Source organism: Bifidobacterium simiiventris, assembly GCF_019331715.1.
GTDB classification, from domain to species: domain Bacteria; phylum Actinomycetota; class Actinomycetes; order Actinomycetales; family Bifidobacteriaceae; genus Bifidobacterium; species Bifidobacterium simiiventris.
The window spans coordinates 15,056-31,368 of the sequence record NZ_JAHBBG010000004.1 but is presented as its reverse complement, the minus strand read 5'-3'; the positions used below and the strand labels follow the sequence as shown (position 1 = coordinate 31,368).

Annotated in this window: 15 protein-coding genes; 8 read left to right on the top strand and 7 right to left on the bottom strand. The window is 62.9% G+C overall.

Features of this window, described 5'->3' with window-relative positions:
* Window positions 1-14 precede the first annotated feature (14 nt).
* Window positions 15-689, top strand: a complete 675-nt coding sequence (locus KIH76_RS05780; RefSeq protein ID WP_214373810.1) for an ABC transporter ATP-binding protein — start codon at window positions 15-17, stop codon at window positions 687-689.
* 40 nt (window positions 690-729) lie between these two features.
* Here KIH76_RS05780 and KIH76_RS11560 read toward each other — a convergent pair whose 3' ends face one another.
* From KIH76_RS11560 to KIH76_RS05750, 6 genes are all read right to left on the bottom strand, one after another.
* A complete protein-coding gene (locus tag KIH76_RS11560; RefSeq protein WP_236036858.1) occupies window positions 730-1,467 on the bottom strand; it encodes a hypothetical protein in 738 nt (245 codons plus the stop codon).
* Complete coding sequence (locus tag KIH76_RS11555; RefSeq protein ID WP_236036857.1) at window positions 1,464-2,144, bottom strand: helix-turn-helix domain-containing protein; 681 nt, start codon at window positions 2,142-2,144, stop codon at window positions 1,464-1,466. Before KIH76_RS11555 ends, KIH76_RS11560 begins: the two co-directional genes overlap by 4 nt.
* A gap of 487 nt (window positions 2,145-2,631) precedes the next feature.
* Complete coding sequence (locus tag KIH76_RS05765) at window positions 2,632-3,714, bottom strand: hypothetical protein (protein ID WP_236036856.1); 1,083 nt, start codon at window positions 3,712-3,714, stop codon at window positions 2,632-2,634.
* 11 nt (window positions 3,715-3,725) lie between these two features.
* Window positions 3,726-4,328 carry an ATP-binding cassette domain-containing protein gene (locus KIH76_RS05760; protein WP_214373812.1) on the bottom strand — a complete coding sequence of 201 codons (603 nt, stop codon included), beginning with the start codon at window positions 4,326-4,328 and terminating at the stop codon, window positions 3,726-3,728.
* Window positions 4,318-5,361 carry a peptidoglycan-binding domain-containing protein gene (locus tag KIH76_RS05755; RefSeq protein ID WP_338023588.1) on the bottom strand — a complete coding sequence of 348 codons (1,044 nt, stop codon included), beginning with the start codon at window positions 5,359-5,361 and terminating at the stop codon, window positions 4,318-4,320. Before KIH76_RS05755 ends, KIH76_RS05760 begins: the two co-directional genes overlap by 11 nt.
* A gap of 70 nt (window positions 5,362-5,431) precedes the next feature.
* A complete protein-coding gene (locus KIH76_RS05750) occupies window positions 5,432-6,073 on the bottom strand; it encodes a hypothetical protein (protein ID WP_236036855.1) in 642 nt (213 codons plus the stop codon).
* A 173-nt stretch (window positions 6,074-6,246) separates the two neighbouring features.
* Between KIH76_RS05750 and KIH76_RS05745 the strand changes: the two genes are divergently transcribed.
* From KIH76_RS05745 to KIH76_RS05735, 3 genes are read left to right on the top strand one after another with little or no spacing between them, the layout of a single operon-like run.
* A complete protein-coding gene (locus KIH76_RS05745) occupies window positions 6,247-6,915 on the top strand; it encodes a response regulator transcription factor (protein WP_219069802.1) in 669 nt (222 codons plus the stop codon).
* The gene (locus KIH76_RS05740) at window positions 6,912-8,315 is read left to right on the top strand and encodes a sensor histidine kinase (protein ID WP_219069800.1); all 1,404 of its coding nucleotides are present in this window, start codon (window positions 6,912-6,914) and stop codon (window positions 8,313-8,315) included. The genes KIH76_RS05745 and KIH76_RS05740 overlap by 4 nt, the downstream gene beginning before the upstream one ends.
* Window positions 8,312-8,959 carry a pyridoxamine 5'-phosphate oxidase family protein gene (locus KIH76_RS05735; protein WP_219069798.1) on the top strand — a complete coding sequence of 216 codons (648 nt, stop codon included), beginning with the start codon at window positions 8,312-8,314 and terminating at the stop codon, window positions 8,957-8,959. Before KIH76_RS05740 ends, KIH76_RS05735 begins: the two co-directional genes overlap by 4 nt.
* A 60-nt stretch (window positions 8,960-9,019) precedes the next feature.
* Here KIH76_RS05735 and KIH76_RS05730 read toward each other — a convergent pair whose 3' ends face one another.
* Window positions 9,020-9,511 (bottom strand): winged helix-turn-helix transcriptional regulator, encoded by a 492-nt coding sequence (locus KIH76_RS05730; protein WP_214373816.1) that lies wholly within the window; start codon window positions 9,509-9,511, stop codon window positions 9,020-9,022.
* A gap of 287 nt (window positions 9,512-9,798) precedes the next feature.
* On the opposite strand from KIH76_RS05730, the gene KIH76_RS05725 reads away from it, so the two are divergent.
* The 4 genes from KIH76_RS05725 (at window position 9,799) to KIH76_RS05710 (ending at window position 16,293) form a co-directional block, all read left to right on the top strand.
* The gene (locus KIH76_RS05725; RefSeq protein ID WP_219069894.1) at window positions 9,799-11,193 is read left to right on the top strand and encodes a UTP--glucose-1-phosphate uridylyltransferase; all 1,395 of its coding nucleotides are present in this window, start codon (window positions 9,799-9,801) and stop codon (window positions 11,191-11,193) included.
* A 148-nt stretch (window positions 11,194-11,341) separates the two neighbouring features.
* Entirely contained in the window at window positions 11,342-13,291 is a 1,950-nt protein-coding gene (locus tag KIH76_RS05720) for a helix-turn-helix transcriptional regulator (protein WP_219069796.1), read from the top strand.
* A gap of 43 nt (window positions 13,292-13,334) precedes the next feature.
* A complete protein-coding gene (locus tag KIH76_RS05715; RefSeq protein WP_214373818.1) occupies window positions 13,335-13,646 on the top strand; it encodes a hypothetical protein in 312 nt (103 codons plus the stop codon).
* A 4-nt stretch (window positions 13,647-13,650) separates the two neighbouring features.
* Window positions 13,651-16,293: a DEAD/DEAH box helicase gene (locus KIH76_RS05710; RefSeq protein ID WP_219069794.1), complete on the top strand. Its 2,643-nt coding sequence runs from the start codon at window positions 13,651-13,653 to the stop codon at window positions 16,291-16,293.
* The last annotated feature ends 20 nt before the right edge of the window (window positions 16,294-16,313 follow it).

Sequence of the window (16,313 nt, the reverse complement as noted above, 5' to 3'; positions counted from 1 at the left end):
AAGAAGCACCGACCATGCCACAGACGACCATAGACGCCAGAAACCTGACCAAACGATACACGGACGGGCAGGCGCAGCTCCTCGCCGTGCACGACGTATCCCTGCACGCCTCGGCCGGGGAGTCGATCGCCATCATGGGACCGTCCGGATGCGGCAAATCCACCCTGCTGCGCATGATCGGACTGTCCATGAAACCCACCTCCGGCTCCCTGCTCCTGCAAGGACGCCCGGCACCGGAAAACGACAAGGACCGGTCCGCATGGCGCAACCGCATGTTCGGCTTCATCCCGCAGGACTACGCGATCCTCGAAGACGAGCCCGCATGGGCCAACGTCGCCATCCCCATGGAATACGCACACCCCAGGATCAGGCGCGCCGAACGCCGGCAACGCGCCACGGCCGCACTGGAACAGGTCGGCCTCGCCGGCAAGGCGCGACGCATGCCCGGGCAACTGTCCGGCGGCGAAAGGCAACGCATCGCCATCGCCAGGGCGACCGTGATGCACCCGGCCATCATCATCGCCGACGAACCCACCGCGGCACTCGACACGCACACCGCCGACACCATCATGACCATGCTCCTCGCGCAATGCAAGCAAGGCGCCACGCTCATCCTCGCCACCCACGACCCACGCGTCGCAACCCAATGCGACACCACCCTCACCATGCGAGACGGCGCATTCCTCTGAGGTCGCCCGCAAGGTATCGACCAAATCTACAGGAGATGATTTACCATGTGGCAAGCGTTTCAATGGTGTCGAGCCCGTCTTGACGGTGTGATTCGTCAAGGTTGTCCCAATAAGGTGAATCCTCGGTGAGCTTGTCGTGCAGGAGTTTGATGCGTCTGCGATCGGTGTTGCTGTGCAGGCGCATGAGTTCAGCGTCAGGGTCCGGGATGAGCGACGCAAGCATGGCTGCATCATAGAGGTGACGTTCACCGTAGCCGGCGTGGTCGGCGCTGTAGGCCGCGCTCTTGAGTATCAGTGCGCCGAGCAGGTCCGGGATGCGGATTGCGGCTTCGATCCCGCTTTGGTCGTCGATGAGTCCGACCTGCATGCTGCGTTCCACGGCCTGAGCGCCGCCCGGCATGGACAGCACCGGCGTACCGGCTATGGTCGCGTCAGTCCCGAGGAACTTGGGCAGGTGATCGGCGACCAGCAGGTCCACAATGTCTCCGTTTGGCGCGCTCATGCGTGTCGTGTATCCGGTCAGCGTGCCCGGTTGCGTCTCGAACCCGCGGGCAGCGAGGATACCGCGTAGCTTGGCGATGCCGCGTCGGTCGGCTATGAGGTCGGCGAGCAGGTCGGCGTCGGTGGTGGGGCGCGCGGTCAATCCTCCCATGATGGCGTGCAGTTGGACCATGAGTCCGCCCGTGAGCAGCCATGATTCCGGGATGTTCGCCGCGGCGACCGCGTACACGGTGCTCCATGGATGGCCCGTGTTGGGGATGTGGATCGTCGGAATCATGCCTGATGCTCCTTGCAGTGGTAGTCGTCGATCAGCTGTTGGAGGGTTTCCAAGCCGGCGCGACATTCTCTCGGGTCGTTGGATTCGGCCAGATCGGCCGCACATACGCCGAGAGGCATAGGACCCTCACCGGCGGGAAGACTATCGACGACATGGAGCCGCACCCGGACTGGCGTCGCACCCTGTTTCAACCGACATTGCCGAATGACGTCATCCAGAGCATCGGCGGTGACGTAGCCTTCCACCACGTCTGTGGCGGTCAATTGGAACGAGGTGGCCAATGCTCCGGTGGCGGCGGAGGGACGGATGAGGGTTTCGACCTTGGTGAGGTTGGAATCCCGGCACCAGTATTCGACCATCGTCGCGCGCCTGCGCGTGAGACGGACCAGACTCTCCACATCCATCTGCCTCAGATATCCCCTGAGCCGGTACCGCTGCTGCCGGCCCAGCCGCGGGGTGTCGAGCCCGCTGATCATATACAACGCGGCAAACGCCATATCCGGCGAATACGGACGCCCGTCCGCACCTTGCCACTGTGCTTGACGGCGTACGGAATCCTCGGTGATCAGCGTGCTGTTCCCTACGGGAAACGATTCAAGCTGGCCTGTGGCGCAAAGCGCGTTGACTCGTCTCTCGCTCACTCCGAGTCGGCGTGCGGCTTCCTGCCGTGTGAGCAATGTCCGATTCGTTCTAATAGCCATGCCCCTATTGTATACAGAACTATTCTTGATCATGAATAGTTCTGTATACAACGAGTAATAGGACATCTCAATGCTCATTCGAGCATAAGCGGCCAACATCCCACTTCAATGAAGTCTGCAGCGGATTGGTTGCGTTTTAGTGACGGCATTGGATGGCGATGTACGTCAAACCGTGATCGGAATAACCTCTGCCGTTGCGGGATGTCACGCGGAAATCGCCGTCATAGTGTTTCTCGTCCCGGTCATCCCCGCGCGTAGCACTCCCCGAATATGACCTGCACAAGGTCCCACCAGCTGAATGGAGGAGTAGAGATACCTCTTGCGGTGCGGCAGAAGAGGATGCGTCTTATTCCCGCCGTATCGCCGTCGATGGCTACGATCGTCGGCAATCGAACATATCTGATTGTGATTCAAGAAGTAAGAAAGAAATCAGATGTGATCGATTTCTTTGCTCCGACATGCCTCAGCGTTCTTTGAAGTAGGTGAAGAGGTGTCGTTCCTTGATGTGGAGGGTGGTGATGGTGGTGGCGAGTAGGTAGGCGGCGCCTGTGGTGATGGTGGTTTGTATGGCGTTGAGGGTGATGGTGGTTCGGTCGGTGGCGTCGATGAGGAGTCTGGCGGCGGTCATGTCGATGGGCAGGCTGATGGCGGTGGCGAGCAGGATGGTGATGCCGGTTTCGATGATGATCTGCGTGGCGAGTGCGGGTTTGGGGACGCCGCAGTGCAGTGCGGAGGCGATTTCGAGCCGGCGGCCGCGTATGAGCAGGTATCCGATAATGAGGGCGATGAGCGCGCCGCAGGCGGGCAGGATGCGTGTGGAGCGTTGCCGGTAGAGGGTTTGTCCGTCGAAGCCGTCGCCTTTGGTGGTGTTGAGCTGGCCGAGGGTGGGTGCGTCGTCGCCGGTGGTTTTCGCGTTCGGGGTGAGGGTGGACCAGAGGGCGTTGCGGGTCTGGCTGGTTTGCGGCCAGGTCTTGGCCCAGCAGGCGTCGAACGTGCCGGTGGCGGGTGTTTCCTCCATGAGCGCGTACGCGTATCCGGGGGTGCGTCCGTCGTCGGGGTATTGGTAGACGCCCTTGACGTGTGCGGTGCGTCCGTCCGCGAGGCCGATCGTGCCTCCGGTGGTGGTGCCGAGCGTGTCGGCGACTTGCTGGGAGGCGATCAGTCCGGTCGTGTTCGCGTCCTGTTTCGTGTCGAGGAGTTTGGCCAGTCCTGGGGTGATCTGGTAGAGGGGCGTGGTGGTGTCGGGCAGGGCCGCGAGGGTGAGCGGGTCGGCTGCGCGGATTGCGCCGGCGGCCTGGACGCCTGTGAGGCTGGTGAGGCGTTCGCAGGATGCCGCGTCGATGCCGTCGGGCGCGTTGAGTACGAGGATGTCGGCCCCGGATTGCCGGTATGCGTTTGCCTGGTCGAGGATGGCCGATCCGGCGGCGATGTCCATGATGCCCATGCCGGCGGCGGTCAGGGCCAGGGCGAGGACGGCCGGGGCGAGGCGGGCGGCGCCGCTGGTGATGGAGCGCCATGCCTCGGAGATGACGGAGGTTGCTTTCATCGTGGTGTGGTTCATTGGTAGTTCTTCAGATCGATGATGTCGGTGCATGCGTCGCGCGTGTTCGGGTCGTGGGTGGAGACCACGACGATCGTGTCGTTGCGGGCGATGCGGGAGAGGGATTCGCTGACCGTGGCCGCGGTGTGCATGTCGAGCTGGGCGGTGGGTTCGTCCACGAGCATGAGCGAGGGTTGGGCGGCGAACGCGCGGGCGAGCATGAGGCGCTGGGCCTCGCCGCCGGACAGTTCCGCGAACCTGCGGTCGGCGACCCGGGTCAGGTTGAACCGGTCCATGAGCGTGCGCGCCTGTTCCTCGGCCTCGCGGCGCGGGAGCCCCTTGGCGAGCAGGGGCAGGCTGACGTGGTCGATCGCGGTGCGTTGGGCCACGCCGTGCGGGTTCTGGAAGATCCAGCGCATCGAGTCGATGCCCTGTCGGGTCACTTGGCCTTCGGCGGGCGTGGTCCAGCCGGCGATGATGCCGAGCAGCGTGGACTTGCCCGCGCCGCTCGGCCCGGTCAACGCGTACACGTGTCCGGGCATGAGGCTTGCGGTCAGATCGTGGAACAGGAGCGGGCCGTCGGCGTACCGGTGGCCGACGTGGTCGAGGTCAACGCGCATCGCACGCCGCCTGTCCCGGATCGGCCTTGATGCGCGCGGGCGCCTTGCCGTCGATTGTGACCAGCGTGCGGCCCAACGAGCTGCCGGCCACGTGCGCCTTGACGCTCGTGCCGTCAGTCGCCACCACGCACCCGTCGCTGCCCTTGAGCCCGGTGAGCGCGGCCGCGGGCACCGAGTACACGCCGATCGGCTCCTTGAGCTTGTAGGTCACGGTCACGCTCGTGACGTCCTCGCCGTCCTTGCGCGCGCCCGTGTACGTGGACCATCCGGCCATCGCCTGAAACGCGGCCTGGTCCGACACGATGCCGTCGTCGCCGATGGGATAGTCCTTGCCGTTGATCTCGACCACGCGATCGCCCTGGATGCGGCCGTCCGGCAGGGACGCGGCCTTGACCGACGCGACCCCGGCCGTGGCTTGGAACGCGGGCGAATCAGTCGAATCGCCGGTCACGGTCGAACCCAGCGACGCCGCGCACGACACGCTCATCGCCTGCGCGGGCAGCCACACCGCCAACGCGCGGGAGAACGCGCCCTGCTGGACCCTGGCCGTCGCCGCGGCCGTGCCGGCGTTCGCCGCGTACAGGCGACGCCACGCGTCCCACGTGGCCCAGTCGAACACGCCCGACCGGGAGCCCCCGTAGCCGAGCGCGGCCAGCTCGTCCTGCAACGCCGTCACGTCGTCGCCCTTGTCCCCGTACGTCAGATCACGATACAAGGGCGTGTCCGTGTGCAGGCTCACCAATGGCGTGCCGTCCACGTCGTACTCGTGCGAGCCCGAACGCACCACGCCGTCCGCGGGACACGACGCGAACGTGACCCTGCCCGACACCGGGAACGCGACCCCGCCGGCCGGCGACGCCGTCACGTCCACGTTCAGGGAACGCGCGTCGTCGAACTCCTCCGACCCCAACGCAAGACTCCCCGCATCCGGGGAAGCCGACAGGGACGGCGGCGTCGCCATCCGCTCCAACCCCACGGCCAATCCCATGCCGGCAGCCAGGCACGCGACCATGCACGCCACCACGAACCCCACGCCGTTCACCCGACGACGTGTGCGAGCACTACTATTCTTTCCGGATCGAAACACGAGCAGCACCCCCTCTTTACTTGCTCGGGTTCGCCAGGCACTGGGAGAACGCGTCCGACGACGTGTCCAGCTTCGACGACCCCTCGGGCTTGCCCATCTCGGTCAGGTAATCCTGCTTCGTGAACGAGTCCGGCACCAGCTTACGCCGCTTCAGGCAACCCACGACCAGTTCGATCTCGTCCGCGTCCGACGGGTTCTGCACCATACGCTCGTACAGGTCGCGGATCTGCAGGTTCGTGCCCTTCGCGCACGCCATACTGTCCTCGTTCGCCCTGGCCGAATCGTAATTGTCGTCCGTATTCATGTGCTCCTGCATCAACCCGGTGGACTGGTCCGTGTCGAACTCCACGTCATCGCCCTTGGCGGCCATGCACTCCTGGTACTTCTCGTTCGCCTCCCGGTAATCCGACTCGCTGATCCTGCCCGCCTTGACCGCGCGTTCCAGCACACCGCGCTCGAAATCGCTCGACGCCGACTGCAACGCCTGCTTCAACTCCGCCTCATACGACGACGATCCGGAAGACGACGAAGACGAGGAGGAAGCCCCGTCCGACGCGCCGGCATTCCCGGAACCCGGCATCGAACACGCCCCCAAACCCAACACCACCGACAACACGTCGGCAGCCGCAACCACGCGCAGCATCCGCTTCGACAGCATGATGATGTGCTCCTTTCGTTTGAACATTGATGTGACGGGAACACACCGTATGAGCCGGTTCGATGGGTTTTGCCGGTTTCGACCCGGTTCCGACCGTTTTTGACCGATTTCCGACCTCGTTCGCCACGGCCGATATGATGTGCCGCAGCCAATCAACCGGAAAGGAGACGTCGATGCGCGTGCTGGTCGTCGAAGACAACGTGAACCTCGCCGACGTGGTCGGCATGGGATTGCGCATGAAGGGCTTCGACACGACGGTCGTCTACGACGGGCGCGACGCGATCGACGAACTGGACGGCGCGCGATGGGATCTGCTGATCCTCGACCGGGACCTGCCCGGCGTGCACGGCGACGAGATCTGCCGTCGGCTGCGGGCGCGACGCGATCCCGTTCACATCCTCATGCTCACCGCCGCCTCCCGCACCGACGACATCGTGCAGGGACTGGGACTCGGCGCGGACGATTACCTGACCAAACCGTTCGCGTACGCCGAACTGCTCGCCCGCGTCGAAGCCGTCCAGCGACGGCTTGGCCTGGCCGATACCGGACCGTTCGTGCGGGGCGGGTTCCGGGCCGATTTCCGCACCGGCGACATCAGCATGAACGGCGAGCTATTGCGCTTCGGCCAACGCGAGCTCGCCGTGCTGCGCATGCTGGTGGAGGCGCACGGCGCGGTGGTCGGCGTCGACCGCCTGTACGACGAGGTCTGGCAGGACGACCACGCGCACACGAAAAGCATCGTCAAAAGCATCGTCAAAAGCACCGTGTACACGCTGCGGTCCAAGATCGGCGACCCGGACCTCATCGAGACCGTGCCCGGACAGGGATACCGCATATCATGAACCAACAGCGCACCATGCACGAACCGCAATCATGTCCGCGCATTCTTCGCCCATCACAATGGTCGACGCGCGGCCGTCTGACCGCCACGATCGTCATCGCGTTCCTGCTGCTGACGACCGTCGGCACCGCCGGCACGTTCCTCATCGTGGACCGGCAACTGTCCACCATAACGGTCGGCGGCATCGACACGAGCACGGACTCCGACACCGCGGACAAGTCTCTCCGCCAACCAGAGTCGCATTCTTCCGACGGCGACGATTCCGGCTACACATCCATCCACGTCAATGAGGACAGGGGAAACGGACTGTCGCTCAAGGCGACGGCGGGCAACGACCGGACGCGCGATCTCATACTCGCCACGACCATCGCGCCGATCCTCGTGTTCGGCGTGCTGGCGGCCATCCTCACCTGGACCATAGCCACCAACAGCCAGAAACGCATCAACATGGTGGCCAGGCAGATCACGAACGTGGACGGGCCATTGTCCGCACGCCATGCCGTCAGCATCCCGGAACGCAACGACGAGGCCACGACCATCGCCAACGCCTACAACACCATGCTCCACGATTTGAACGACGCCATCGAACGGGAGCGACAGTTCATCGCCAACGCATCCCACGAACTGAAGAACCCGCTCGCCGCCACCTCGGCCGCCCTCGAGATCCCACTCGACGCGGGACTGTTCGACGACGCGACCCGCCCATTCGTGCGCAAGGCGCTCGACGCCAACCGCAGCGGCACGACGCTCGTGCTCCGACTGCTCGAACTCGCCCGCATCCAGCACCTCGACCACACGGATCTCACCCGCATCGATCTCGCCGACGTCGTCTCAGACGTTCTCGACAAGGAACACGACGCCCTTGCCCCGCTGACGGTGACGGCGTCGCTCGCGCCCGCGACACTATCGGCGGACCACATGCTTATCAGCCAACTGGTCATGAACCTCATCCTCAACGCCGCACAGCACAACATTCCCGGCGGTCGCATTGATATCTCCACCGCAACCAGTCACGACGACGGCAACGGCAACGACTATGCGACGCTCACCATCGCCAACACCGGCAAGGACCTCACCCGGATCGACCCGACGGAACTGCTCGCCACGTTCAACCGTGGCCCGGACAGCAGAATCAGCAACCGGCACGGCACCCCCAACCACGGACTCGGCCTATCCATCTGCGACGAGATCGTCCGACTCCACCACGGCACCATGAACCTGCACGCCAACCCGCACGGAGGGCTGACCGTCACCGTGCGACTGCCTGACACGAATGCACGCCGATCTATGCAGCCGAAACCGCACATGGACAGCGCTGTGTCATCGGATATGCAGCCCGTCGGTATAGCATGTTCCTCATCGACAACGACGACCGAAGACGGGGGGAACGACCGATTATGAGCGCGGACAATACCGGCAACGCCAACGATCCGATTGACGGCGGATGCCGGCCGAAGCGCCGGGATGACGAGCGTACGGTCGCCGGCGAGCATCGGCGTATGCGGCGGGCGGATCGGGAGATCGTCGACCGTGAGCAGATAGCTGAGATCATCGGCCGGTGCGACATCGTCGACATGGCGTATGTGGATGCAGAGGGGCTGACGATCGTGCCGTTGAACTTCGGGTACGACTATGATCCGGCGACCGGCGACCTGACATTGTGGATGCATTCGGCTTCACGCGGACGCAAGCTCGACGCGATCCGCGCGGCCGGCAACCGGCTGCCCGTATCGTTCGCCATGCGCACGGATTGCGAGGTGATCGAGGGACGGGCCGCATGCAACTGGGGTGAGGCGTTCACGTCGATCGTCGGCAACGGCGTCGCCTCGATCGTGGACGATCTCGACGAACGCCGGCGCGGACTGCGGCTGCTCATGGCGCATCAGGCGCACATGCCGCACGTCGAGTTCACCGATGCGCAGGTGATGAGCGTCACAGTGTGGAAGATCACGGCAACCCGGCTCACTGCCAAATCACACGCAAAACCGGATCGTGGCAGCCGTGTCCGTACCGAACGGCCGGATGGCAGCGCTCCCGCTGCATGACAAATGACGTTACAGATCCGGCGTTGCCGCTGCAACGTGAAGGGGCAATGCCGGATCTGCTCATTCCTCGGCGTCCGCGCATTCCTGGTTCGCGGAAGAATCACACTGTTCCTCGGTCTCCTCGCGCTCCAGTGTGTCGGCGTCCGGCTGCTCTTCATACCCGATGACCTGCCTGTGGATCAGGATGTAACGCTGCGCGCAGCGGGCGGCATCGGCGTATATCACGGCGTACTCGTAATTGGCTTTGGCCCACAAATGCAGTGCGGCGACATGCGGCAACGCGCTTTTGCCGACATCAGTCAGCATGTATTGGGCGTTCGTACGCATGCAACTGTTCGCCCGAATGGCCACCACTCCCGCTCGTTGCAATCGTGTCAACGTGTTTCTCGCCTCACTCTCGGGCATGGAACGCAAACGTTCGCATATTTCCTTGAATGTCAGAGGCCTTGCTCGCAACAGTTCGATGACCAGCACCGACCATTTACCGGAAACGGCTTCAAATAAATCAAAATAATGATGTTCGTCGATATTCACGTTATGACGACCTGCCATATAACCTTCCATTCTCACGTCGTTGTGCTATCTCTGTCTATGCCAAGGTTGTCATAAACATTTTTCCAGCATACGGCAAGCTTTGACAAAAGACACTGGCACATCGACACGCGCGCGTTGCGGCATGGCGCGACACGCAGCGTGCCGTCGCGTTCACCAATTGTTTACGAACACCCCCTTATCCATGTGTGACCGTCAGACGATTTTCGGCTAGACTGTTCATCAGTTTTGTTCGTTTTCCGAAAGGATGCGCAGTGACCGACGTGTTCGATCTCTCTGCAGAGAAGATGCATGCCAAGGGCATGAGCGATGTGGCGATCTCGCAGTTCAAGCGACTGTACGACGTATGGCGCAACGAGGAGGCCAGCAGCTGGATCCGCGAATCCGATGTGGAGCCGCTGACCGGCGTACCCAGCTTCCACGACGTCTATGAGACCATCGACCACGACAAGGCGGTGGACGCGTTTTCGAAGACCGCCTTCCTCAAGCTCAACGGCGGCCTCGGCACCTCCATGGGCCTCGAATGTGCCAAGTCGTTGCTGCCGGTGCGCCGACACAAGGCCAAGCAGGTGCGCTTCATCGACATCATCCTCGGCCAGGTGCTCACCACCCGCGCACGCCTGGGCGTTCAGCTGCCCCTGACGCTCATGAACTCGTTCCGTACGTCGGCCGACACCATGAAGGTGATCCACCGCAACCGCAAGTTCCACCAGGACGACATCCCGGTGGAGATCGTGCAGCATCAGGAGCCGAAGATCGTGGCCGCGACCGGAGAGCCGGTCTCGTTCCCCGAAAACCCGGAGCTTGAATGGTGCCCGCCGGGGCACGGCGACCTGTTCTCCACGATCTGGGAGTCGGGTCTGCTCGACAAGCTCGAGGAGCACGGTTTCAAGTACCTGTTCATCTCGAACTCCGACAATCTGGGCGCCCGGCCGTCACGCACCCTGGCCCAGCATTTCGAAAACACCGGCGCACCGTTCATGGTCGAGGTCGCCACACGAACCTACGCCGACCGCAAGGGCGGTCACATCGTGCGAGACAAGGCCACCGGACGTCTCGTGCTGCGTGAGATGAGCCAGGTGCATCCCGACGACAAGGCCGCGGCCCAGGACATCCGCAAACACCCGTACTTCAACACGAACAGCCTGTGGATCCGCGTGGATGCGCTCAAGGCCAAGCTCGCCGAATACAACGGCGTGCTGCCGCTGCCGGTGATCCGCAATCACAAGACCGTCGATCCGACCGATCCCGACTCGACCCCCGTCATCCAGCTCGAGACCGCGATGGGCGCGGCGGTAAGCCTGTTCGACGGCGCGATCTGCGTGCAGGTCGACCGCATGCGCTTCCTGCCGGTCAAGACCACCGACGACCTGTTCATCATGCGTTCCGACCGATTCCATCTGACGGACTCGTATGAGATGGAGGACGGCAACTACATCTTCCCAAACGTCACGTTGGATCCGCGCTACTACAAGACCATCGCCGATTTCGACGAGCGGTTCCCCTACGGAGTGCCTTCCCTAGCAGCGGCCAATTCCGTCACGATCGCCGGCGACTGGACGTTTGGCCGCGACGTGATCCTGTTCTCGGATGCGAAGCTCGCCGACCAAGGAGAGCCGAGCTACGTACCGAACGGCGAATACGTCGGACCGCAGGGCATCGAGCCGGACGATTGGGTGTGATCGGGGGTCTGAGAAAGTAGGCCGACAGGAAAAAGGCGGTTTTTTTCTCGAAAATGCCGCCTTTTGCATAAATTGCCTCTAATATAGAGTGAGGTGTTGCCGTTACGGCGCGCACTTATAACGAAACGTTAACGATACGTGAGGACTAATGGCAGAGGGAACCAACGGAAGGCGGCGTTTTTCCGACAAGTGGGGCAAGCACGAGCTCGACGTACTGGCTGTGTTGTCATCCGCGTTTCCGCAGTGGCTTACCTCCCGTCAGATCGCGCAGCGCGTGAAGGCGTACGCGGATTCGTATGGTGAGCTTGCGGATCAGGCGGCCAAGGCGGCATTCGCCAAGCAATTCCAGCGTGACCGTGCCAAACTGGCGGCTATGGGCATTGCCATCGAATCGCGACAGCCGGAGTATTCGTCCAAGTCGGAAGGTCAGGATTTCGCATCGTACCGTCTGCAGCTTGGCGACGAACCGCGTATCCGTCTGCACTTCGAGCAGGAGGATCTGCCGGTGCTGGCTGCGGCGAACTATCTCGCCCGTTCCATCTCCGTGTCCTCCACGTCGGCCAAGCAGGAGCAGCAGGCGCAGCAACATGCCTCACGCACCACACCTCGCGTGCCGCAAACCCCCATCCCAGGTCTGGGTCTTGATTCGATCGCTCCCGGCCTAGGTACACAGACCATTCCCGAGACACTGGTCAAGGTGATCGATTCGCGCCGGTTCGCCGCGACTGTGGACGTCGACGGCGAGCATATCAACGTCGCGTACACCGACTCCGACGATCTGGCGATGTTCGTGCTCGAGCATCCGGGAGCTTATGTGGTCAGCCCGCCCGAAGCGGTGGCTGCGTTCCATCGTCGTCTTGATGCAGCCACACAGTTCGCGATCGCCGACGAATCGTCCGGTGACAACAGCGCGACCGTCGTCACCTCGGCGATCAGCAGCCATCACGACCGTTCCGGGGCGGATGATGACGACGATCCCGAGCTGTCGAAGGCGCACCAGAAGAAGAGCGCCTCGTTCCAGACTGGCAGCGAGGTCGATCGTCGACTGCGTCTCATGCTGTTCCTGTCCGCGCATCTTGGCGAGGAATATTCGCTTGCGGAACTCGCCGAACGCTTCATCGGCAAGGCGAAGAGCGAGGATGAGCTCAAGAAGTTCGTGAACGTGATCCACAAGGACATCAACACGCTCACCACCGTGTCCGATGACGGGGAGATGGCCGGTAGCCAGTTCTTCGACATCGACTGGTCGCTGCTTGACGCCGAAGGCATCGTCTCGGCTACGAATTCGCTCGGTTTGGAGCGTCTGGCCGGCATTTCGCCACAGTATCTGAGCTTGCTGACCGCATCGGTGAGCTACTTGGCGCATTCGCCGCTGCTGCCCGAAGAACAACGCGATCAGGCACGTTCGCTGTACGAGCGGTTGCACGCGCACGTCGTGCCGGGGGAGACCCCGTGGCTGAGCTTGACCGGGTACGAGCTTGAGCCGCGCAGCTTCTCCGCGGTCAAGCGTGCGATCTCCACCGATTCGCTGCTCGACATGGAATACACGGACGGCGCGGGCCGTACCCGTCGCAAGCTCGTCGCCCCTGCGAAGATCTTCGTGGATGAGGGCGTGTACTATGCGGCCGTATGGACCGACGTCGCGGATGTCGCACCGAAGGACAAACAGCATCTGGTCGTCAAGGACACGCGCATCAACAAGGCGAACGGCAAGCCGCGCATCTGGCAGGTGCTGCGTCTCGCCCGCATCGAGCGGGCCGAACTGGTCAAGCCGACCAAGCCGATCAGTATTCCCGATGTGCCGGTCAATGAACTGCGCAAGTGGAGCTTCGACAATGGCACCGCCGCGGTGTTCATCACCGATCAGCCGGATCTGTCGTTCCCCAAGACGCTGTCCGGCGCCACCGTCGAGCCGTACGGCGACGGGCAGAAGGTGCATCTGACCGTGTCGTCCGACTCGTGGTTCGTGGCGTTCTGCATCGCGCACGCCCGTCACATCACCGCAGTGGCCCCTGAGACGTTACGCACGATGATCGTGGCCCGTGCACAGCGTGAGCTCAGCGTCAGCCAACACGACAGCGAAGAATCCGGCGAGTAGTCGTATCGGAAACCGCGTAGCGGACAGGTGAAGGAGGGGAACCATGCCGTGGTGGATATGGCTGCTGTTGGCACTGTTCATGATCGCCATGATCGTCGCCGGCGTGGCTTATGCCGTCATCCATGCGATGCGCGGCATTCGTAACGTCAGTGGCGTCGGCGCGCGTATCGGCGAATTGCTAAACGCGATGCAGGAGCCGGAATCGACAGCCGAGACCATGCAGACACCGTCCTTCGCCGAACCGTTGGCCGATGTCGCCGACCGGTATGCCACCGCACATGCCGAAGTCGTCGAACGACAGGCCGCCAAGCGCGAACGTCATATCCGCCAATGGGCGGAATGGAACAGCAAGTAGGATCATGCCGCGTCATCATCGCAATTCCCGTACCGATTCCACGGTTTCTCCGTCTCCGTCGCAACGCTATGCCGCCTTCCAGAAGACCAAGGCTCAGGCTCGGTCGTTGGCCGCAAGATTCGCGGCGACATTGCCATTCGAAATCGACGAGTTCCAGCGTGAGGCAAACGAGGCATTGGAGGCCGGCCGCAACGTGCTCGTCGCCGCACCGACCGGCGCAGGCAAGACCGTCGTTGCCGATTTCGCCATGTATCTGGCGCAGGAACGCAATGTCAAAGCGTTCTACACCACGCCGATCAAGGCGCTGAGCAACCAGAAGTACCACGACCTCGTGGCCGTGTACGGATCCGACAAGGTAGGCCTGCTCACCGGCGACACCTCCATCAACTCCGAGGCCGACATCGTGGTCATGACCACGGAAGTGCTGCGCAACATGCTCTACGAGCATTCGACCACGCTCACCGCGCTCGGCTACGTGATCCTCGACGAAGTGCACTACCTCGCCGACCGGTTCCGCGGACCGGTGTGGGAGGAGGTCATCATCCACCTGCCGCAGTCCGTGCGTATCATTGGACTGTCGGCCACCGTGTCGAACGTCGAGGATTTCTCGCAGTGGATCACCTCCGTGCGTGGCGAGACGACGCTGGTCGTCTCCGAAACGCGTCCGGTGCCGCTCGAACAGCATGTGCTGGTGCAGGCGGACGACCATACCGAACCGGAACTCATCGACCTCTACCAGCATGACGAATACGGCCGGCAGACCACCAAGCTCAACGCCGAACTCGTCAACCGCCTCGACCAGCTCGATCGCAGGGCCGCACGCCGACGCGGCGAGGAGCGCCCGTCCAAACGCGGCGGCAAGAACGGCCGTGGGCGTGGCGGCGCGAACGGCAAACCGGAGCGTGGCAAGCCGGAACGGCATACGCCCAAACGTTGGGCGGTCGTCGACGAGCTCAACTATCTCGATATGCTGCCCGGCATCTACTTCATCTTCTCACGCAACGGCTGCGACCAGGCGGTCGAACAGTGCATCAACGCCGGACTGGAGCTGACCACCGAGGATGAGGTGCGCCGTATTCGCCGCATCGTCGACGAAATGGTCGAAGGCCAGTTGTCGCAAACCGATCTCAAGGCGCTCGGCTTCTCGAAGTTCCGATTCGCGCTCGAGGAGGGTTTCGCCTCGCATCACGCAGGCATGATCGCCTTGTTCCGCCAGATCGTCGAACGACTGTTCGAAGAAGGTCTGATCAAAATGGTGTTCGCCACCGAAACGCTGGCGCTCGGCATCAACATGCCGGCACGCTGTGTGGTGGTTGAAAAGCTCGAAAAATTCGACGGAACCGGGCACGTGCAGCTTACGCCGGGGGAGTTCACCCAGCTGACCGGTCGCGCGGGGCGCCGAGGCATCGACACCATCGGGCATGCCATCGTTGTGGATCATCGCGGGTTCATTCCGGCCACGGCCGCCGCACTGTCCAGCAAGCGCGTCTACCCGCTGCATTCGAGTTTCCGTCCGACGTTCAACATGGCCGTCAACCTGCTCAATTCCAGCGATTACGAGACGGCACGCGTCACGCTCGACCATTCGTTCGCACAGTGGGAGGCCAACGAGTCTGCGTGGCAACTCGAATCGCAGATCGACACGCTCGAGAAGGCCCTTGCAGGTTACGAGCAGGCGTTCATATGCGATCACGGCGATTTCAAGGACTTCATGACGATCCGCATGAAACTGTCTGATCTGGAGAAGGCCGGCCGCCGAAAGCTCAAGCAGACATCGTTCCGCACCGACAAGCAGCGGTCAGCAGCGTTCCGCGAATTGGATCGGCAGATCGCCGAACTCAAGGAAGCCGACCGCGAGCATCCATGCCGCAGCTGCCCCGACTTGCAACAGCATCTCAAGTGGGGACATCGCTGGGCGCGTGAGACGCGAGAGTTAGAACGGGTACGGGACCGGTACGATTCACGCACCGGATCGGTCGCACGTCAGTTCGACCGCATCTGTGACATCCTGTACCGGCTGGGCTATCTCGAACGTGAGGACGGTTCGCCGGCCGCGTCAGTCGGCACCGGCAATGCGGCCGGCCATACGACGGCGGATACCCGTCTCGGATACCGGCTGACCGAACGTGGCCAGCTGCTGCGCCGCCTGTACAGCGAGCAGGATCTGGTGCTCGCCCAAGCGATCTGCGCCGGCACACTCGACATGCTGCCGCCGCAGTGCCTCGCATCCGTATTGTCGTCGCTGATCTACGAGGCGCGGCGAGGCGGCGGGGGAGAACCGCGCTACTATCCGGGCGGCTCGCAGGGGCCTGTCGCATGGGCGGCGCAGGAGCTACGTGGCATCCATGGCGAAATCCGCATCGAATGCGAGGACGCGAGCCTGGACGCGCCGGCTCAACTTGATTTCGGCATCGCCGACATCATGTACGAATGGGCGGACGGCGAGGAACTCGCATCGATCCTGCGCGGCACCGAATTGACGGGAGGCGACTTCGTACGCAACGCGAAACGACTGGCCGATATGCTCCAGCAGATCGCCACAGCCGCTCCGTTGCTGGGCGAGAAAGGCGAGGCACTGGCCCGCACCGCACATGAGGCAGCCGATCAGGTCAACCGCGGCATCGTCTCGTATTCCGGCGTGGACTGACCGGCCGACAATCACAGCGA